This is a genomic window from Staphylococcus sp. AC872, assembly GCF_979255425.1.
Genome location: NZ_CEEDKW010000004.1, coordinates 16,636 through 35,916 on the forward strand (window position 1 = coordinate 16,636; position 19,281 = coordinate 35,916).

22 protein-coding genes are annotated in these 19,281 nt (G+C 32.0%); all 22 read left to right on the top strand.

Going from position 1 to position 19,281, the window contains the following annotated elements; translation table 11 throughout:
• The first annotated feature begins 3 nt into the window (after positions 1-3).
• On the top strand, positions 4-987 hold the full coding sequence (gene mvaD, locus ACZ267_RS07265; RefSeq protein WP_002465901.1) for a diphosphomevalonate decarboxylase: 984 nt from the start codon (positions 4-6) through the stop codon (positions 985-987).
• A gap of 12 nt (positions 988-999) precedes the next feature.
• Positions 1,000-2,076: a phosphomevalonate kinase gene (locus ACZ267_RS07270; RefSeq protein ID WP_002465903.1), complete on the top strand. Its 1,077-nt coding sequence runs from the start codon at positions 1,000-1,002 to the stop codon at positions 2,074-2,076.
• Between the two features lie 434 nt (positions 2,077-2,510).
• Complete coding sequence (locus ACZ267_RS07275; RefSeq protein ID WP_002465900.1) at positions 2,511-2,852, top strand: YuzB family protein; 342 nt, start codon at positions 2,511-2,513, stop codon at positions 2,850-2,852.
• 187 nt (positions 2,853-3,039) lie between these two features.
• Entirely contained in the window at positions 3,040-3,978 is a 939-nt protein-coding gene (locus tag ACZ267_RS07280) for an aldo/keto reductase (RefSeq protein ID WP_002465883.1), read from the top strand.
• Between the two features lie 222 nt (positions 3,979-4,200).
• Positions 4,201-4,749 (top strand): flavodoxin family protein, encoded by a 549-nt coding sequence (locus ACZ267_RS07285; RefSeq protein ID WP_047210659.1) that lies wholly within the window; start codon positions 4,201-4,203, stop codon positions 4,747-4,749.
• 257 nt (positions 4,750-5,006) lie between these two features.
• Complete coding sequence (locus ACZ267_RS07290; protein WP_015365332.1) at positions 5,007-5,483, top strand: GNAT family N-acetyltransferase; 477 nt, start codon at positions 5,007-5,009, stop codon at positions 5,481-5,483.
• 70 nt (positions 5,484-5,553) lie between these two features.
• Positions 5,554-6,852 carry an HD domain-containing protein gene (locus tag ACZ267_RS07295; protein WP_002465861.1) on the top strand — a complete coding sequence of 433 codons (1,299 nt, stop codon included), beginning with the start codon at positions 5,554-5,556 and terminating at the stop codon, positions 6,850-6,852.
• Positions 6,853-6,919: 67 nt separating this feature from the next.
• Entirely contained in the window at positions 6,920-7,429 is a 510-nt protein-coding gene (locus tag ACZ267_RS07300; protein WP_002465872.1) for a YwhD family protein, read from the top strand.
• 240 nt (positions 7,430-7,669) lie between these two features.
• On the top strand, positions 7,670-7,909 hold the full coding sequence (locus ACZ267_RS07305; protein ID WP_002465897.1) for a hypothetical protein: 240 nt from the start codon (positions 7,670-7,672) through the stop codon (positions 7,907-7,909).
• A gap of 122 nt (positions 7,910-8,031) precedes the next feature.
• Positions 8,032-8,424 carry a hypothetical protein gene (locus tag ACZ267_RS07310; RefSeq protein ID WP_002465907.1) on the top strand — a complete coding sequence of 131 codons (393 nt, stop codon included), beginning with the start codon at positions 8,032-8,034 and terminating at the stop codon, positions 8,422-8,424.
• Between the two features lie 94 nt (positions 8,425-8,518).
• Positions 8,519-8,653 carry a hypothetical protein gene (locus ACZ267_RS07315; RefSeq protein ID WP_019235799.1) on the top strand — a complete coding sequence of 45 codons (135 nt, stop codon included), beginning with the start codon at positions 8,519-8,521 and terminating at the stop codon, positions 8,651-8,653.
• A 141-nt stretch (positions 8,654-8,794) separates the two neighbouring features.
• Positions 8,795-9,208: a YwiB family protein gene (locus ACZ267_RS07320; RefSeq protein WP_002451067.1), complete on the top strand. Its 414-nt coding sequence runs from the start codon at positions 8,795-8,797 to the stop codon at positions 9,206-9,208.
• The gene (gene argS / locus ACZ267_RS07325; protein WP_002465906.1) at positions 9,208-10,869 is read left to right on the top strand and encodes an arginine--tRNA ligase; all 1,662 of its coding nucleotides are present in this window, start codon (positions 9,208-9,210) and stop codon (positions 10,867-10,869) included. The genes ACZ267_RS07320 and argS overlap by 1 nt, the downstream gene beginning before the upstream one ends.
• 75 nt (positions 10,870-10,944) lie before the next feature.
• Complete coding sequence (locus tag ACZ267_RS07330; RefSeq protein WP_002465896.1) at positions 10,945-11,592, top strand: endonuclease III domain-containing protein; 648 nt, start codon at positions 10,945-10,947, stop codon at positions 11,590-11,592.
• Between the two features lie 132 nt (positions 11,593-11,724).
• A complete protein-coding gene (locus tag ACZ267_RS07335; protein WP_002465867.1) occupies positions 11,725-12,234 on the top strand; it encodes a DUF805 domain-containing protein in 510 nt (169 codons plus the stop codon).
• A 173-nt stretch (positions 12,235-12,407) separates the two neighbouring features.
• A complete protein-coding gene (locus ACZ267_RS07340; protein WP_079449066.1) occupies positions 12,408-13,754 on the top strand; it encodes an MATE family efflux transporter in 1,347 nt (448 codons plus the stop codon).
• Between the two features lie 192 nt (positions 13,755-13,946).
• Entirely contained in the window at positions 13,947-14,843 is an 897-nt protein-coding gene (locus ACZ267_RS07345; protein WP_079449065.1) for an ABC transporter substrate-binding protein, read from the top strand.
• Between the two features lie 146 nt (positions 14,844-14,989).
• Complete coding sequence (locus ACZ267_RS07350; protein WP_002465860.1) at positions 14,990-15,940, top strand: FecCD family ABC transporter permease; 951 nt, start codon at positions 14,990-14,992, stop codon at positions 15,938-15,940.
• Between the two features lie 52 nt (positions 15,941-15,992).
• On the top strand, positions 15,993-16,715 hold the full coding sequence (locus ACZ267_RS07355; protein WP_079449064.1) for an HAD family hydrolase: 723 nt from the start codon (positions 15,993-15,995) through the stop codon (positions 16,713-16,715).
• Positions 16,699-17,505, top strand: coding sequence for an alpha/beta fold hydrolase (locus ACZ267_RS07360; RefSeq protein WP_002465854.1), 807 nt, complete (start codon positions 16,699-16,701; stop codon positions 17,503-17,505). Before ACZ267_RS07355 ends, ACZ267_RS07360 begins: the two co-directional genes overlap by 17 nt.
• 141 nt (positions 17,506-17,646) lie before the next feature.
• Entirely contained in the window at positions 17,647-18,153 is a 507-nt protein-coding gene (locus tag ACZ267_RS07365) for an SA0570 family protein (protein ID WP_002465910.1), read from the top strand.
• A gap of 326 nt (positions 18,154-18,479) precedes the next feature.
• Positions 18,480-19,196, top strand: coding sequence for a hypothetical protein (locus ACZ267_RS07370; RefSeq protein ID WP_002465850.1), 717 nt, complete (start codon positions 18,480-18,482; stop codon positions 19,194-19,196).
• Positions 19,197-19,281 lie beyond the last annotated feature (85 nt).

The following is a 19,281-nucleotide window of genomic DNA, read 5'->3' on the forward strand; positions in this document are numbered from 1 at the left end:
CCATTGGCAAAGAGTGGTAAAGCACGCGCACATACAAATATCGCATTGATTAAATATTGGGGTAAAGCTGATGAAAAATTGATAATACCTATGAACAACAGTTTATCAGTATCATTAGATAAGTTTTATACGGAGACGGAAGTCACATTCGATAGCGATTACCCTGCTGATCAATTGATTTTAAATGGTAAAGTAGCCAATGAGAAAGAAACTAAAAAGATTCAATCATATATGGATATTGTTAGAGAAATCGCAGGTACAGATTTACATGCACGAATTGATAGCCAAAACTTTGTACCAACAGCAGCTGGTCTAGCGTCATCTGCAAGTGCTTATGCAGCATTAGCGACTGCATGTAATGAAGCGTTACAACTTAATCTATCAGATAAAGATTTATCACGTTTAGCACGACGTGGTTCTGGCTCAGCTTCACGCAGTATTTTTGGTGGATTTGCGGAATGGGAAAAAGGTCATGATGATGAAACATCTTATGCACATCCTATAGATGCAGATCACTGGGAAGATGAACTTTCAATGATATTTGTGGTCATTAATAATCAATCGAAAAAAGTATCAAGTCGATCTGGGATGTCATTGACACGTGATACGTCACGTTTTTATCAATATTGGTTAGATCATGTCGATGAAGACATTAAAGAGGCTAAACAAGCAATTGAAGCTAAAGACTTTCAACAATTAGGTGAAGTGATAGAGGCCAATGGTCTACGTATGCATGCAACGAACCTAGGTTCTCAACCACCGTTTACATATTTGGTTCAAGAAAGTTATGATGCGATGGCTATCGTTCATGAATGTCGTGAGATGGGAGTGCCTTGCTATTTCACTATGGATGCAGGCCCTAATGTAAAAGTCCTTGTTGAAAAGAAAAATAAACAATTAGTCATCAATCAATTTTTAAAACATTTTGAAGCATCACAAATTATTGCGAGTGATATTATCGCTACAGGCGTTGAAATAATTAAGTAAGGAAATGATAGAATGATTCAGGTCAAAGCACCCGGTAAACTTTATATAGCTGGTGAATATGCAGTTACAGAACCAGGGTATAAGTCTGTCTTAATTGCACTAAACCGCTTTGTTACAGCTACTATTGAACCTTCTACACAAGTTGAAGGTACGATACACTCAAAGACATTACATCATGAACCGGTCACTTTTTATAGAGATGAGGACAGTATTGTCATTTCTGATCCTCAAGCAGCCAAACAACTTAACTATGTAGTTACAGCAATAGAGGTATTTGAACAATATGCTAAAAGTTGTGACATTCCGTTAAAACACTTTCATTTGACGATAGACAGTAACTTAGATGATGCGAATGGTAACAAATACGGACTTGGATCGAGTGCAGCAGTATTAGTTTCAGTAGTTAAAGTATTGAATGAATTTTATGAACTAGAACTATCCAATCTTTATATTTATAAATTAGCTGTTATTTCTAATATGAAATTACAAAGTTTAAGTTCTTGTGGCGATATCGCAGTAAGTGTTTATAGTGGTTGGCTAGCGTATAGTACATTTGATCATGATTGGGTGAAACAACAAATAGAAACGACATCGGTCAATACAGTTTTAGAGAAAAACTGGCCTGGGTTGCATATCGAGCCGTTGCAAGCACCAGAAAACATGGAAGTTCTGATTGGATGGACGGGATCACCTGCATCGTCTCCGCATTTAGTAAGCGAAGTTAAACGACTCAAATCCGATCCGGCTTTTTATGGTGAGTTCTTAGATCATTCACATCAATGTGTCGAATATTTAATTCATGCATTTAAGACGAATAACATTAAAGGCGTTCAAAAAATGATTCGTCAAAATCGTGCTATTATTCGTAAGATGGATGATCAAGCATCAGTTGATATTGAAACAGATAAATTAAAATCATTATGTGATATTGCAGAAAAGCACGGTGGTGCTGCTAAAACCTCAGGTGCTGGTGGTGGCGATTGCGGTATAACGATTATTCATCAAAATGTAAATAAGCAAAAGATTTACGATGAATGGGTAAAGAATGATATCAAACCATTACAATTTAAAATCTATCACGGACAATAATCAAACAACCTTAACAATGATTACTAATGATCATCTATCTTATCGTTCAGATGGTCATTGAGCTTTTCATTTAAAAAAGGTTGTTTTTTTATGTTCTAATATCGTGTTGAATAAAATTGACCTTGAATTTTTAAATAAAAAGAGTAAAATAATTAGAGTTGATAATTAATAGAAACGATTGGTACAAAAGTGATAGAAGAACGTTGAACACTAGCTCATGTGTTCTTAATAAGGAACATAATAGTAATGTGTATACATAAGAAATACTAATATTTAATGAAAAATTAGTATTTTAAAAGCCATTATTGGCCGAACATAATGAGATAATCAGGCTAGGACATAAATATTATTTCTGTCCCTCTCCCAGACAAAATAATTGGACGTTAAATAGTAGTGTAGGAATAAAGCAAATGAGCAGAAAGGTGGGAAGCAATATGAAGAATAAATTTTTAATATGTGATGAATGTCAGGCTGTAAATATTAAAACATTAAAAAAGAAATTAGAGAAACTTGATCCTGAAGCAGAAATAGAAATTGGTTGTCAGTCATATTGTGGTCCTGGTAGACGAAAAACCTTTGCATTTGTGAATAATCGTCCACTTGCCGCTTTGACTGAAGAAGAATTAATGGAAAAGGTTACGAAACAACTTAAAAAACCTAGAGATCCTGAAGAAGAAGAGCGACTAAGAAAGCGAAATGAAGAACGTAAACGTCGTAAAGAAGAACAAGATCGTAAATTAAAAGAAAAGCTAGCTAAGAAAAAAGCAATTAAATAATATAAAATGAATGAAGAGGTCGGGACAAAATCTTGTTTTTGGAATACCCTTAAAGGGGGTTCAAATGAACAAAACGTTTGTCAGATCTCTTTTTTGTTTGTGAAATAAAAGCGATTTCCTTATGAATGATTAGATTTAATTTAGGGTAAATATTAAATATATAATCACTAAAGGAGAGATGTCTAGTATGGCTAAAGAAGTCACTTTAGGTAAATCAGATGTTAAAGTTTTCCCTATTGCATTAGGTACAAATGCAGTTGGTGGGCACAACTTATATCCAAATTTAGATGAAGAACAAGGTAAAGAAGTGGTAAGAAAAGCAATTGATCATGGTATTACTTTACTTGATACAGCCTATATATATGGGCCAGAACGTTCTGAAGAATTAGTTGGAGAAGTAGTCAAAGAATATCCAAGAGAACAGGTTAAAATTGCTACAAAAGGATCTCATTATTTCGATGAAGAAGATAATGTACAACAAAATAATGACCCTGAATTTATTAAGCAACAAGTTGAAAACAGTTTAAAGCGTCTACAAACTGACTATATTGACTTGTATTATATTCATTTCCCAGATGATAATACGCCAAAAGACAAAGCTGTCGCTGCTTTACAAGAGTTGAAAGAAGAAGGGAAAATCAAAGCTATTGGTGTATCTAACTTTACATTAGACCAATTGAAAGAGGCCAATAAAGATGGTTATGTAGATGTTGTACAATTAGAATACAATTTATTGCATAGAGAAAATGAAGATGTAATGCAATATGCAGCAGAAAATCAAATTACATTTGTACCATACTTCCCATTAGCATCTGGTATTCTTGCAGGTAAATATGATGAAGATACAACATTTGATGATCACCGTGCGACTAGAAGAGACTTTAAACCAGAAGTGTTTAAAGATAACGTCCGTCGCGTTAATCAACTTAAAGATATCGCTGAAACACATCAAACTTCTATTGCTAATATTGTTTTAGCATTTTATTTAACTCGTCCTGCATTAGACGTTGTTATCCCTGGAGCTAAACGTGCAGAACAAGTGATAGAAAATATTGATGCAGCTAATGTCGAATTATCTCAAGATGAAATTAATCAAATTGATGCATTATTCCCGATTAATAAATAATATTGAAAGTCATGAAATCATTTGAGTCACTAACTTTTTTAGAATATGCCCGTAAAGGAACTAGCACATAGTTTTTTACGGGTATTTTTTTAATGGAAAAATTATCTTTGGATAATAACAGTATTTTGCTCAATACATACATAAAACTTTTATAAACGGGTAAGGAAAGATATTGAATAAATGAAAGCGTTTCAAACTGAAATGATATAGGAGGAATAATGAATGATTACGGTATTATTTGGTGGTAGTCGTCCAGAAGGCAATACTGCACAACTCACAAAATATGTTCTAGAAAATGTTGAACACCAGTGGTTAGATCTTACTAAATATCAATTGAATCCAGTAAGAGATGTGCGTCATGATAATAAAAATATTGAGACATATTCTGATGACTACGAACAACTCATACAAACTGTATTAGATAGCGATGTCGTTATCTTTGCGTCACCGGTTTATTGGTACAGTGTATCAGCTTCAATGAAAGCTTTTATTGATCATTGGTCTGAATCGATGGTAGATCCAAGATATTCAGATTTTAAAGAAGTGATGTCTAAAAAAGAATTTAGATTAATTTTAGTGGGTGGCGATTGTCCGAAAGTTAAAGCCAAGCCATGTATTGCTCAAATGAAATATACATTAGAATTTATTGGTGGCGAATTAGCAGGCTATATTGTTGGCACGGCCGAAAGACCTGGAGACATTATGAAAGACACCTACGCTTTAGAAAGAGCTAAAGAATGGAATAACAAATTTAGTCAAAACAATTCTTAAGATTGTTTAAATAGGTAATGACTTAATACACCCCCTTTACTATAACTTAATGTATCGGGGGGTCTTAATATTTTATGAGTCGTTTCAACAGTAGAGGCATCATTAAAAAAACGATTTATAAAAATGATAGATGTTTTCATAAATACTTTTAAAAAATATATAAGTACAAAACGTTTAATTCACTCTATTAAATGAATAGGATATATATGTGATATAATACATTTATTAATAACTTGGAATTGTTAGGGGAGACATACATGTATAGAGTTAGAGAAGCAACAAGTGCCGATGCGGTAGCAATTAGAGATGTCGCAACAAAGGCTTGGTACAATACGTATTTAAATATTTATGCTGCAAGTACGATCAATGAATTATTAGCAGCTTCATATAATGAAGAACATTTGAAGAAACGCATGCAAGAACAACTATTTTTAGTTGCCGAAGAAGATGAAGAAATTGTTGGCTTTGCCAATTTTATTTATGGAGAAGAATTATATTTATCAGCACATTATGTACATCCTGAATCACAACATAAAGGATATGGGACACATTTATTAGAAAAAGGGTTAGAGGCATTTAAAGGAAAATATGATACGGTTTATTTAGAAGTAGATAATCAAAATAATGAAGGCATTCACTTCTATAATGAACAAGGATTTGAAACGGTTCGCTCATATCAACCTGAAATGTATGGCGAAGTTATGAATTTGGCTTTAATGAAAAAGACGTTCTAAGACATTTGTCATAAATATATATCAAAGACAGAGACATTGATGAAAGTCTCACATAAAAAGGAGGTATTACATGACACAATCATCGTATACAACGAGTAAATTAGCAGAGGAAAAGGTATTTAAAGATCCTATACATAGGTATATCCACGTTAAAGACCAGTTGATTTGGGATTTAGTTAAGACAAAAGAATTTCAACGATTACGTAGAATTAAGCAACTTGGCACATTATATCTTTCCTTTCATACAGCTGAACATAGTCGTTTTGGTCACTCTTTAGGCGTTTATGAAATTGTTCGCCGCATGATAGATGAAACGTTTGAAGGTCGTGACGCGTGGGATAACAATGATCGTCCTCTTGCTTTATGTGCTGCATTGTTACATGATTTGGGTCATGGACCTTTTTCTCATAGCTTTGAAAAGATTTTCAATACCGATCACGAAGCATTTACTCAGGCAATTATCACCGGGGATACTGAAGTAAATGAAGTGCTAAGTCGTGTGTCAGATACATTTCCTCAAGAAGTGGCAGATGTGATTAATAAAACACATCACAATAAACTAGTTATTTCTATGATATCATCTCAAATTGATGCTGATAGAATGGACTATTTACAACGAGATGCGTATTTTACAGGCGTGTCTTATGGTGCGTTTGATATGGAACGTATATTACGATTAATGCGCCCATCAAAAGACGAAGTGTTAATAAAAGAAAGCGGCATGCATGCCGTTGAAAATTTTATCATGAGTCGTTATCAAATGTATTGGCAAATTTATTTCCATCCAGTTAGTCGTGGTGGAGAAGTATTGCTTAATAATTGTTTAAAAAGAGCAAAGCAATTATATAATGAAGGTTATCAATTTAAAAAGTCACCTGAAGATTTTATTCCATTCTTTGAAGGTACAATGACGATTCAACAATATGTAGATTTAGACGAAGCGGTTGTCTTATATTATTTGAAAAAGTGGATTGATGAAGATGACGAGATTTTAAGTGATTTATCACGTCGTTTTATTAATCGTGATTTATTTAAATATATTCCATTTGATGGTTCAATTATTACCATTTCTGAACTTCAAGAACTATTTGAATCGGGTGGCATTAATCCAGATTATTATTTTGTAAGCGAATCATTTTCAGACTTGCCTTATGATTATGATAGACCGGGTTCCAATCGTAAACCGATTCATTTATTGAGACGAGATGGTACGATAAGAGAAATAAGTAATCAATCACTAGTGATAAATAGTATTACAGGTATTAATAGAGAAGACTATAAATTGTACTATCCAAAAGAATTAGTTTTAAATATTGAAGATGACATGATTAAAGGCTCTATTATTAATCTATTAAATGAATTAAATTAATGATTTGATAGAATGTGATCGCTCATTTAATATAGTAATCAGTTGAAAATTGTATGAGGAGGTACCGATGGTGACTGAGAAAAAAGGATTTAATTTTAACATCATAAAAAATGACCCATTAGATGGCCATAAAGGTACAAATATCGGTTCAATCAGTCTAGATAATATTGCGCCTGTCTTTATAGATGTTGAAAATCAAGAAGCCTTTGTTGATATTGGTGGTATGCATGCCCGTGCTAAAGTTGAAAAAGGTGTAAAATGGATAACAGATAAATCAGAAGTAGAAGGCGAAGAAGCTAAAGAATACTGGCTATGTTGGGTTACAACTGAAAGAGGCGAAAATGGCCCTTACTATGCAGGTGTAACAGCATGTTACTTATTAGTAAACAAAAGTATAAGACGTGGTTATAAGAGCATGCCAGAACACGTTAATATGATGGATAAATCAATGAAACATCAAATTATTATAGACCATATTGGTGAAGACAATAAAAAAGTATTAAAAACATTTTTACAAAATCATAATGAAGAAATGTGGAATAACTCTACCGAAGCATTGTTTAAGGCATTGGGATAAACCCAATTGTAAATGTAAATGAATTTTATCTAAACAATTAGAGCTTTAACTTAGTATTAATTTGATATTATAGGTTACTTTTCCTTATAAAAAATATAGGAAGAAGTAACCTTATTTTTATAAGGGTATTAATATTTAAAGTATTATTTTTGAAATATATTAATAAAATGTTTGAAAGTATTAACAAATTCATCAAAAAAATGTATATTTAAATTAAATAAAAAAATAAGGAGGTATTATATGTCTGAACAACAAAAAGATAACAATGCGTTAGTTTTTATAATCCTTGGATGGGTCTTTTCTGGGTTATCACTAATTATACTGCCAATTATATTTGGTCCAGCAGGTGTTGTTTTTGGTGCTTTAACAATTAGTAAAGGTAAAAAAGTACATGGTATAGTTATTATCATTGCTGCAATTGTTTTTGCATTAATTGGATTTACATTAGGCTATATTATTGCTTCGCAAGCAGGTCTTTAAATTTTATAAATAATTACATAAAACTATAAATAAGCTACTCATTTCTATATAGAAATGAGTAGCCAGTTTTTTAAAGTAATCATTATCGATATACAATCAAAAAGAGAATAGGGGATGGGTTTATGCAATTCAAATTAAAAGAAGAGGAACTGATTGATTTTTTAGAGTTGAAATTTCCGGAACATAGCTTTGTTAAAGGTAGGCTTTTAGTGGGGCAGCATAAGCAAGAAGATTTGCATGTCTATTATTTAGGGGAAGAAACGTTGGCGTGTTTAACCATTGCATTTAAAACATTTGAAATTAAAGATGCTGATATTTTAGATTATGAGCCATTAAAAGAAATTCGTCTTAAAGATGGTTTGCTGTTTAGAAAAATGCAAATCATTACTGACGGTGGCATATTAAAATATGGTACATCTAAAGCGTTGTTAACTGACTTCCAAAATGACAATTACAATCAATTTATTGGTGGTAATAAGGAAAAAGTGATCTATAAAGACGGCGCCTTTCAATAATTAATAAGCGTGGATAAATCGTGTTTACTCATAGTTGTGATAATGATAATATAAAAAAAGAAATAAATATCATTATAGAATATGAGGTAAAAAAATGAATAAATTAATATTCATGACAGCATTGATTTTTGGCAGCGTATATTTCTATAAGTATCAACTTGAAAAACGCAAATATCAAAACCATATTGTTGACATAGAATCATTAGAAGATGTTATTGAGGCTAGATAGGATAAAATGAGTGGATAAGCTATTTTTGGCTTATCCACTCATTTTATATTTATTAATAAATTCAATTGTCCAATACTACAAGCAATAGGGCAATTATGCTATAATATCATGTATTATTGTGTAGGATAAGGGAGTAGTAAATTGGAAAATAATGTTAAAATCCAAACGAAACAGATAATTAAACAAAATGGCGAAAAAGAGAAGTTTGATTTTACTACTGAAGGATCATGGCACAAACGTCAATCTCACATCATTAGATATACTGAACATATAGATGATGCCAACGTGAACGTAACCATTAAAATAGAAGAAGATGGCGTGAAATTGATTCGAAAAGGCGATATTAATATGAACTTTCATTTTGTAGAAGGTGCTGAAACAACTACATTTTATGATATACCTGCAGGCCGTATTCCGTTAAATGTTAAAACGTTAAGTATTCTACATTTTGTTACCCCAGATGGTGGTAAACTGAAAGTACATTACGAATTATTTCAAAATGAAGAGAAAATGGGTTCATACCAATACGAAATAAATTACAAGGAGTTAGGCTAATGAACATAATAGAACAAGTCAAACAGACGCTAGTTGAAGAAATTGAAGCAAGTATTAAAAAAGCTAAATTAGCAAATGACATTCCAGAAATTAAAATAGAGATTCCTAAAGATGTAAAAAATGGCGACTATTCAACGAATATTGCAATGGTACTTACTAAAATAGCTAAACGTAATCCACGTGAGATTGCACAAGCTATCGTGGATCATTTAGATGCTAGTAAAGCGCATGTTAAAAAGGTTGATATCGCTGGGCCAGGATTTATCAATTTTTATTTAGATAACCAATATTTAACAGATATTATTCCAGAGGCTATTCAAAAAGGCGATCAGTTCGGTAAAGCAGAAGAATCTAAAAATAAAAATATTTTACTTGAATATGTATCAGCTAATCCAACAGGAGACTTGCACATTGGTCATGCACGTAATGCGGCAGTTGGTGATACATTAGCTAACATTTTAATAGCAGCAGGTTATCATGTGACACGTGAATATTATATTAATGATGCTGGTAACCAAATTTCAAATCTTGCACGTTCAATTGAAACACGTTTCTTTGAAGCATTAGGTGATGACAGTCATGAAATGCCAGAAGATGGCTATAATGGTAAAGATATCGTTGAAATCGGTAAAGATTTAGCGGACAAACATCCGGAAATTAAAGACTATAGTGATGATGAACGTCTGAAGACATTTAGACAGCTTGGTGTAGATTATGAAATGTCTAAATTGAAGAAAGATTTATCAGACTTCAATACGCATTTTGATAATTGGTTTAGTGAAACGTCTCTATATGAAAAAGGCGAAATTAAAGAAGTGTTAGCTAAAATGAATGAATTAGGTTACACATATGAAGCGGATGGTGCAACTTGGTTGCGTACATCAGATTTTAAAGATGACAAAGACAGAGTACTAATCAAAAAAGATGGCAATTACACTTATTTCTTACCAGACATCGCTTATCATTTTGATAAAGTACAACGTGGTAATGATATTTTAATCGATTTAATGGGTGCTGACCATCACGGTTATATCAACCGTTTGAAAGCGTCACTTGAAACATTTGGTGTAGATAGTGATCGTTTAGAAATTCAAATTATGCAAATGGTACGTCTAATGCAAAATGGCGAAGAAGTAAAAATGAGTAAACGTACAGGTAATGCCATTACATTACGTGAAATTATGGATGAAGTCGGTGTCGATGCGGCACGTTATTTCTTAACAATGCGTAGTCCTGATACACACTTTGATTTTGATATGGAATTAGCGAAAGAACAATCGCAAGATAACCCAGTTTATTATGCACAATATGGTCATGCACGTATTTGTTCTATCTTAAAACAAGCTAAAGAACAAGGTATAGACATTAGTACGGACGTTGATTTTTCAAAAATCACTAATGAAAAAGCAATTGAATTATTGAAAAAAGTGGCAGAGTTTGAACCAACAATTGAAAGTGCAGCAGACTCAAGAGCACCACATCGTATGACAAATTATATTCAAGATTTAGCGTCACACTTCCATAAATTCTATAATGCTGAAAAAGTATTAACAGATGATATTGAAAAAACAAAAGCTCACATTGCGCTTGTAGAAGCAGTAAGAATTACTTTAAACAATGCATTAGCATTAGTTGGCGTATCTGCTCCAGAGTCAATGTAATTTAAAATGTGATTAAACCCTTATAGCTACTACAGTTATAAGGGTGTTTTTATGACTATGTAAATGGGGGATATTTTGTTACAAACAGAAGAATTATATAACATTTTATATCAAAACATGGGACCCCAACATTGGTGGCCTGCAGACAGTAATATTGAAATGATGTTAGGAGCAATCCTTGTTCAAAATACCAATTGGAGAAATGCTGATTTAGCTTTACAATCATTAAAAGAAGCAACGGATTTTAACCCAAAATATATATTAAATATGCCATTAGAAAACTTACAAATGGTGATTAAATCAAGTGGTTTCTATAAAAATAAGGCTAAAGCGATTCTTGCATTATTCTCATGGTTAGATCAACATCATTTTGATTATGACCGTATTGTTACACAATATAGGGATGATCTTAGAAAAGAATTATTAAGTATACGAGGCATTGGTAGTGAAACAGCGGATGTATTGATCGTGTATATTTTTGGTGGGGTAGAGTTTATCCCAGATAGTTACACGAGACGATTATATGCCAAACTCGGTTATGCGAATACGGATAGTTACGATAAATTTAAAAAAGAAATACAATTACCTTCAACATTTACCAATCAAGATGCGAATGAATTCCACGCATTGTTAGATAACTTCGGTAAAAATTACTTTAATATTAAGAATGGTACACATTATACATTTTTAGATACTTATTTTGAATCATCTGTAAATGATTAGACGACCAAAATGTATTGGTTCTTTTAAAGTAAATTTGTTTTTTAATTAATTGAAAAATTCTAGTCATATTGAATGATAATTGATAAATTATATAATAGATATTGAAATAAATTTTTGTGAAAGGGGTAGAAAATGTTAAGGTCTTATAAAGCGTTTTGGCAAAATGCATTGATATTAGAAGGTAGGACACGAAGAAAAGATTTTTGGTGGCCGGTTTTAATTAACATGATTTGTTTATTAATGATTGCGATTATTGCATCGTTAATATTAGTACCACTTCAACATGGGAAAATCATTTATGACATAGTCTTTTATATCGTGTATCTCATTTTTACAGTACCGATGTTTACAATTTCGGTAAGACGATTTCATGATATTGGAAAAGGTAAAACGATACCCGTCATCTATTTAGTATTAACCCTTTTAAATCCGATAAATCAAATGGCAAATGACTATGGATGGTTTTCTCAACTAGAGCATTTAAATATTGTTGTCATCATTGTATTAGCAATTATGGCAATTATATTTGCCATTGGAAGTATTGTTATTTCAATTATGGCATTAGTGTATTGTATTCAAGACAGTGAAAAAGGTACGAACCAATATGGACCAAATCCTAAAGAACACATGTATGAAGCATAAAAGATATCAAATGAACTTCAATCTACTGCATTACAAGTTTGTCTACTTGTAGTGCAGTTTTTTATTTTGTATGGCTTAATTTCTCATATGGGTTAAATTGACATGATATATGGGAATAGATATCATAAATGAATTGATATATGAAAAGTTACAAATACAAAGGGGTTGTCTGAATGCCGAGTAAACAACGTGATTTTACACATGGCAATATATTCAAAGGTTTGGTTTTGTTCTCAGGTCCCATCATGTTAACCAATCTACTTCAAACCTCGTTTCAAATTATAGATAGTTTATGGGTTGGGAATTTATTAGGGGCTCACGCGCTAGGCGCTGTGGCGATTTCTACTACTATTTTAATAACGATACTTTCATTTATTTTAGGTTTAAATAATGCAGTTTTAACGATATTATCTCAATATTACGGTAAAAAGGATTATAGGGGGCTTAAGCAATATTTAAATGCATTTGTTGTTGTAATGACGTCGATGGCATTGATATTTGGTGTGATTGGATTCATATTTTCAAAACACTTACTATTATTAATCGGTACGCCAGCTACTTTATTAGGACAAGCAACGACATATTTACAAATTAGTTTTTTAGGTATTTTATTCTTATTTGGTTATAACTTTGTAAATACGGTATCTCGCGCACTTGGAGATAGTAAGACACCCATGCGTATTGTATTTTTAGCAGTAGTACTTAATGCTATTTTAGCGCCATTATTTATTGGTGTTTTTCAATTAGGTATGGTTGGTGCCTCATTATCGACAGTCGTATCACAAGGCCTAGCTTTTCTGTATAGTTTATATCATTCACTTAAGCATCAACTTATTCCTTTTACAGTCCCTAAACTGCCTCAAAAAGATGAAGTCATCTTAATTTTGAAATTAGGTATACCCGCAGGCTTACAGATGGCAGTCATTCAAGGTGGCAATGCTGCTATACTTAGTGTGGTTACCCAATTTGGTGGTGATACAGTAGCAGGATTTAGTGCTTCTCAAAGGTTAGACAGTTTAATTATGTTACCGGCAATGGCACTTGGAACTGCAGTGAATAGTATGGCAGGTCAGAATATAGGTGTCGGTAATTGGAAGAGAGTTCGTCAAATAGCTAAAGTATCAGCATTATATAATTTTGCTATTATGATTAGCATTGCTTTAGTTGTAATGGTAGTAGCTGAATTTGCTATTAAATTCTTTATTCAGGATCAACAAGCTGTTGATTTCGGTAGTCACTATTTACGTATTGTAGCGCTTTGTTATCCATTTTTAGGATTGAATTTTGTATTAAATGGTATCGTAAGGGCATCTGGAGCAATGTACCAAGTGTTAGTGTTAAATATTATTTCATTTTGGATACTACGTTTTCCATTAACAGAGGTATTCTCAAAAATGTTTGGTCAAACAGGTATTGGTATGGGCATGGGTATAGGTTTTATCATAAGTAGTTTATTTGCATTTGCCTATTATCAATTTGGGAAATGGGACCAAAAAATTATACTTGAAGATCATGATTAGAAAAGGTTAAAAAATAACATTAAAATATCAATTAGCATACTTGGAATATCCTATTACTATAAAGCATAGTGATGGGATATTTTTATTAAAAAATTTAAAATGATTAAAAAGCTAATGAAAAATATGTGGAATTTGATATGATAAAATGAAGTAATATACATATTAAAATAAAAATGAATGGAATGAGTAAACATGAAACGTAATTTCTGGTTAATTATTATATCATTAGTAATCATTCTTGCAGGATGCAGCCAAAATGATCAGCATCAATCAGACAAAGGTTCTAAAAATCAATCTAATACAGGTAAAACGCCGTATCACCGCATTGTTTCATTGATGCCAAGTAATACTGAAATTTTATATGAACTTGGACTTGGAAATCGTATTGTGGGTGTGTCTACCGTCGATGACTATCCTAAAAGTGTTAAAAAAGGGAAAAAGCAATTTGATGCGATGAATTTGAATAAAGAAGCCTTGTTAAAGGCAAAACCTGATTTAATATTAGCACACGAATCTCAAAAATCATCTTCGGGCAAGGTTTTAGATGCTTTGAAAAAAGAGGGTGTTAAAGTCGTTTACGTTAAAGATGCACAATCACTGAAAGAAACATATGAAACGTTTAAATCAATTGGGAAGTTAACCCATCGTGAAAAGCAAGCCAATCAATTAGTAAAAGAAACTAAAGATAATGTCGACAAAGTGGTTCAATCAATTCCGAAACATCATAAGCAACCAAAAGTATTTATGGAAGTATCATCTCAACCAGAAATATACACTGCCGGTAAACATACATTCTTTGATGATATGTTAAAACAATTAAATGCTAAAAATAGCTTTGAAGATATTGATGGTTGGAAATCAGTCAGTAAAGAAAGCATCGTCAAACACAATCCAGATATTTTGATATCTACGGAAGGAAAGTCACAGGCTGAATATGAAAAAATCATTGCAAAACGTGGTGGTTTTGATAAAACGAATGCTGTGAAACATCATCGTATTACAACAGTTAATGGTGATGAAATATCACGTCCTGGACCAAGAATAGACGATGGTTTAAAAGAACTAAGAGATGCTATTTATAAAAAATAATGATTTCTAAAAGTACTAGTACACATGATGCAGATCTAAAATGAACGATGTCAGTTAGCTATGTCAATGTGAGACTAGTACTTTTTTGATTTAAAGTTTGTTATGATGGGCACAATAACGAAAAAGTAATTAGAAAAGAGCGTATTATGAAAAAGATAAAGGTTATTTTAATTTGGACATTGATTTTAATTGGCACCATATTAATGAGTTTAATGTGGCAAATTGGTGATCTGTCTGATCCATTTAACCAAACGATTTTATTGAAAGTAAGACTATCTAGGGTGTTAGAAGCATTGCTTACCGGAGCGACATTAACATTGGCTGGGCAAATGTTTCAGACGGTACTCAATAATCCACTTGCAGATAGTTTTACATTGGGTTTAGCCAGTGGTGCTACGTTTGGCTCAGGATTAGCCTTATTTTTAGGGTTGAGTTTTTTATGGATCCCATTCTTTTCTATAGGGTTTAGCCTCATAACGCTAATTATTGTATTAAGTCTAACAATGACGTTATCTACAGGTTATCCTGTCCGTGTATTGATTCTACTTGGGTTAATGATAGGGGCATTATTTAATGCTTTATTATATATATTGATATTGATAAAACCGCAGAAGTTAAATACAGTGGCGAATTATTTATTTGGCGGCTTTGCTTCTGCAGAAATTGAAAATGATATCATCATAGCCATTGTATTGGCATTGTCAGTTATGGGGCTAGGATTATTATTACGTCCAATTAAATTATTGCAACTAGGAGAGTTGAAAGGTCAATCGTTAGGTTTAAATGTACAACGTATGACCTTTATGGTACTTACCATAGCCTCTGTTGTCACAGCTGTTGTAGTCGCTTATGTAGGCATTATTGGCTTCATTGGCATGATTGTGCCTCAATTGATTCGACGTTATTATTGGCGTTTTGAGCTCGGAATGCAAATGGTTTTAAATATCATCATTGGTGCAATAGTGATGGCGTTAGCTGATTTTATAGGTAGTATTTTGATACATCCAATACAAGTGCCGGCTAGTATTATTATGGCGTTATTAGGTATTCCGGTATTATGTTATATTTTATTATCGCAATCTAAAGTATTACGCTAATGTCATTCATTTGCTAAAATAAGAATTAATAAACGATGAAGAGGTTAAAAAGATGGATTTGAGTCATATAAAAGCAATTGTATTCGATTTAGAAGGCACATTGCTAGATAGAGTAAAATCACGTGAGAAATTTATTGAAGAACAATATGAAAGATTTCATGATTATTTTGTACATGTACAATTAGCTGATTTTAAGAATGAGTTCATTGAGTTAGATGATGATGAAGACAATGACAAGCCAGATTTATATAAAGCTATTATTAAACAATTTCATATCGATCGTTTAACCTGGAAAGACCTATTTAATGATTTTGAGATGCATTTTTATCGTTATGTATTTCCATATTATGACACGTTATATACACTAGAACGATTATCTAAAGCAGATTATCTTATTGGGGTCATTGCAAATGGTAAATCTAAAATTAAACAATTTAGACTACACTCATTAGGTATCATGCATGTCATTAATTATTTATCGACATCTGAAACTGTAGGGTTTCGTAAACCACACCCAAAGATATTTGAGGATATGATTGATCAATTAGATGTCAAAGCAGATGAAATTATGTATGTTGGAGACGATGCTTTAAACGATGTTGCACCAGCACGTGCAATGGGAATGGTAAGTGTTTGGTTCAAACAAGAAGATGCAGAAATAGAACCGCTTGAAGAGGAAGTTGATTTTACCATTACCACGATTGAAGAATTACTGGATATTTTGCCGAAGAATTTTAATTTAGAAGGAGAACGATCTAATGGATTTATTTACTAGAAATGATGGTACAACACTACATTACAATACATTAGGTGAAGGATACCCAGTTGTGTTGATTCACACTGCTTACGATAATTATACGGTATTTAATGACGTAGCTAAAAAGTTAGCGAAGTCATTCCAAGTGGTACTGATTGATTTAAGAGGTCATGGGTATTCTGACAAACCGAGACATATCGCATTCCAAGAATTTGCGGATGATATTATCGCATTACTAGACTTTATATATATCGATCAAGCCGCTTTTATTGGACACGAAATGGCTGCCATGATTATTGCAGATTTATCAGTAAGATATCCTGGCTATGTATCTTCATTAACATTTGTTAATCCAACGTCAGTTGAAGGAGAGCTACCAGAAGAGCGTTTGTTTAGAAAATATGCCCATACCATTCGTAACTGGGATGATGAAAAGCAATCGAAATTCTTAAATGATAAAAAATATTACAAACCACGTAAAATGAACAAGTTTTTAAAACATGTCGAAGACACAAATTCAATTTCAACTAAAGAAGAAATTCAAGCAATAGAAGATGTATTTAAATCAACAGGTATTTCCGATGTTTTTTCAAAAGTAGCGGCGCCTACATTAATTATTGCAGGAGAATACGGCGAAAGAACGACAACACTTGAAGCTAAAGAAGTTGTAGATTTAATCGAACATGGTGACTTTTTAGTATATAATACTTCAAGTTTATATCCATTTGTAGAAGAAGAACAACGATTTATTGAGGATGTAACGCAATTTATTACTGACCATTGCCCAATTAGAAAAAATCATAATTAATGATTGAGGTTTGATAGATAACTACGACTTAAGTATTAAAATTTGTAACATTTTTGTAATGATGTTGTCATATTAGTAATATTTGTAGTATACTGTGATTAAGCACAAGAAAGAGATATTGATATAAAGGAGAGAGTGCTTATGAAAAAGTTAATGGCATCATTACTTGTTTCAGGTCTAGTTGTCACAGGAGTAAACGTTAATCACGTTGAAGCAGCAACTGGTAATTCAATTCAAACAGTTCAACAAATCACACAAGGTGATCAATCATTAGAAAATGTAAAATTAGGCGAATCAATGCAAAGCGTCTTAGGTAAATATAGCAATCCTATTTATTCTTATAATGAAAATGGTTCAGAACATTACTATGAATTTAGAACAAATAAAGGTGTATTATTAGTAACAGCAGATGGGAAAAAAGATAGAGGTCATGTGACACGTGTATCTATGACTTATAATAAAGCTAATGGGCCAACATATAATGCAGTTAAACGTAGTGTAAGTCCAAATGCTTCAAGTCGTGTCCACTATAATCATGTCACTGGTAATTTTGGATATATCAAAGATAAAAATGCTAGCTATCAATTTAGTTCAAATTCACCTAAAGATAAAAATGTTAAACTTTATAGAGTAGATTTAGGTAAATAATAAGTCATCAATCATTTTTAAATATGAATAGCCGACAAACTGATGTTGAGTTACTTTTTTAAGTCTCTCAAAATGTTTGTCGGTTATTTTGTGTGTAAATGATTGATTTCAAGATTAAATCATTTTATAGGATAAAGGTTCTTTTTTTGATATAAAATAAAATGAAGGTTAAAGAAATAGCAATTCAATTATGTTACAATGCTATATTGATAGAAAGAAAAAGTAATTATGATGGATTTCGAAAGTAAAATACGGATAGAAAATGAACGCCGTAGTTGAAGTTAAGATAACAAAGCATCTAGAAAGCGTAATTAAAGGAGCTTAACATGAGGACAAATGATAAAGTACTACTCGAAAATATTAATGACTACTTTAGTCATAAGGGAATGTCGCCAAACCTTATAGATGATATTAAAGAAAAGTTTCGTATAGATATTCAAAAGTCTGAAGCAAAAGATCAAGATTACATAGAGTATAGAGAAAAATCGCCAGCACAAATTATTTTAATCATACAGCGTAATCTATTTGCACTCGAACTAAATCCTATCATCTTTTTTATTATTAATTTTATATTGATTTCATATTTATATGACAAGCAATATGTGCAATTTCAAGCGATTACAGGTATTAGTTTGTTTTACTGCATAGTGATTTTTCCAATATCCATTTTGATTTATCATCGAATCAATAAAAAGAATTATTTGTATAGTAACCGATACGAAATGATAGGCGGTTTTGTTATCGCCGCAATAGCGTTGATACTTATTATTATGCAAGGATTCCATTTCAATTGGTCGATTATACCAATATCCATGTATGGTCATCAATTTGTTTTCTTTGTCGGTATTATTTTATGTATTGCAGGAATCTATTTAAAAAAATTAGAGTTTACTGGATTAGGATTGTTAGTTTGTCAAAAAACGATTGATGCAATGGTATCCAATCCAGATATCGCTCAAATATTCTCATTAGTTATTTGGATTTTATTAGTGATATTAATTATTTACTGTACGATTAAATTATCAGAGAGAACAAAAAGTTAATAAAGCGGGGTGAAGGTCTTCATTTGTTTTCAAATGGAGACTTTTTATATTGTAAAATCATTCTCTTTCTTTAGAAATTAGAAAT

Bases quoted from the DNA above. Each gene is read 5' to 3' on its own strand.
- ACZ267_RS07360 (WP_002465854.1), top strand. From the start codon at position 16,699: ATGGATTTATTTACTAGAAATGATGGTACAACACTACATTACAATACA.
- ACZ267_RS07290 (WP_015365332.1), top strand. From the start codon at position 5,007: ATGTATAGAGTTAGAGAAGCAACAAGTGCCGATGCGGTAGCAATTAGA.
- ACZ267_RS07340 (WP_079449066.1), top strand. From the start codon at position 12,408: ATGCCGAGTAAACAACGTGATTTTACACATGGCAATATATTCAAAGGT.
- ACZ267_RS07350 (WP_002465860.1), top strand. From the start codon at position 14,990: ATGAAAAAGATAAAGGTTATTTTAATTTGGACATTGATTTTAATTGGC.
- argS (WP_002465906.1), top strand. From the start codon at position 9,208: ATGAACATAATAGAACAAGTCAAACAGACGCTAGTTGAAGAAATTGAA.
- ACZ267_RS07280 (WP_002465883.1), top strand. From the start codon at position 3,040: ATGGCTAAAGAAGTCACTTTAGGTAAATCAGATGTTAAAGTTTTCCCT.
- ACZ267_RS07345 (WP_079449065.1), top strand. From the start codon at position 13,947: ATGAAACGTAATTTCTGGTTAATTATTATATCATTAGTAATCATTCTT.
- ACZ267_RS07295 (WP_002465861.1), top strand. From the start codon at position 5,554: ATGACACAATCATCGTATACAACGAGTAAATTAGCAGAGGAAAAGGTA.
- ACZ267_RS07270 (WP_002465903.1), top strand. From the start codon at position 1,000: ATGATTCAGGTCAAAGCACCCGGTAAACTTTATATAGCTGGTGAATAT.
- ACZ267_RS07335 (WP_002465867.1), top strand. From the start codon at position 11,725: ATGTTAAGGTCTTATAAAGCGTTTTGGCAAAATGCATTGATATTAGAA.
- ACZ267_RS07355 (WP_079449064.1), top strand. From the start codon at position 15,993: ATGGATTTGAGTCATATAAAAGCAATTGTATTCGATTTAGAAGGCACA.
- ACZ267_RS07285 (WP_047210659.1), top strand. From the start codon at position 4,201: ATGATTACGGTATTATTTGGTGGTAGTCGTCCAGAAGGCAATACTGCA.
- ACZ267_RS07300 (WP_002465872.1), top strand. From the start codon at position 6,920: ATGGTGACTGAGAAAAAAGGATTTAATTTTAACATCATAAAAAATGAC.
- ACZ267_RS07275 (WP_002465900.1), top strand. From the start codon at position 2,511: ATGAAGAATAAATTTTTAATATGTGATGAATGTCAGGCTGTAAATATT.
- ACZ267_RS07370 (WP_002465850.1), top strand. From the start codon at position 18,480: ATGAGGACAAATGATAAAGTACTACTCGAAAATATTAATGACTACTTT.
- ACZ267_RS07315 (WP_019235799.1), top strand. From the start codon at position 8,519: ATGAATAAATTAATATTCATGACAGCATTGATTTTTGGCAGCGTATAT.
- ACZ267_RS07310 (WP_002465907.1), top strand. From the start codon at position 8,032: ATGCAATTCAAATTAAAAGAAGAGGAACTGATTGATTTTTTAGAGTTG.
- ACZ267_RS07365 (WP_002465910.1), top strand. From the start codon at position 17,647: ATGAAAAAGTTAATGGCATCATTACTTGTTTCAGGTCTAGTTGTCACA.
- ACZ267_RS07305 (WP_002465897.1), top strand. From the start codon at position 7,670: ATGTCTGAACAACAAAAAGATAACAATGCGTTAGTTTTTATAATCCTT.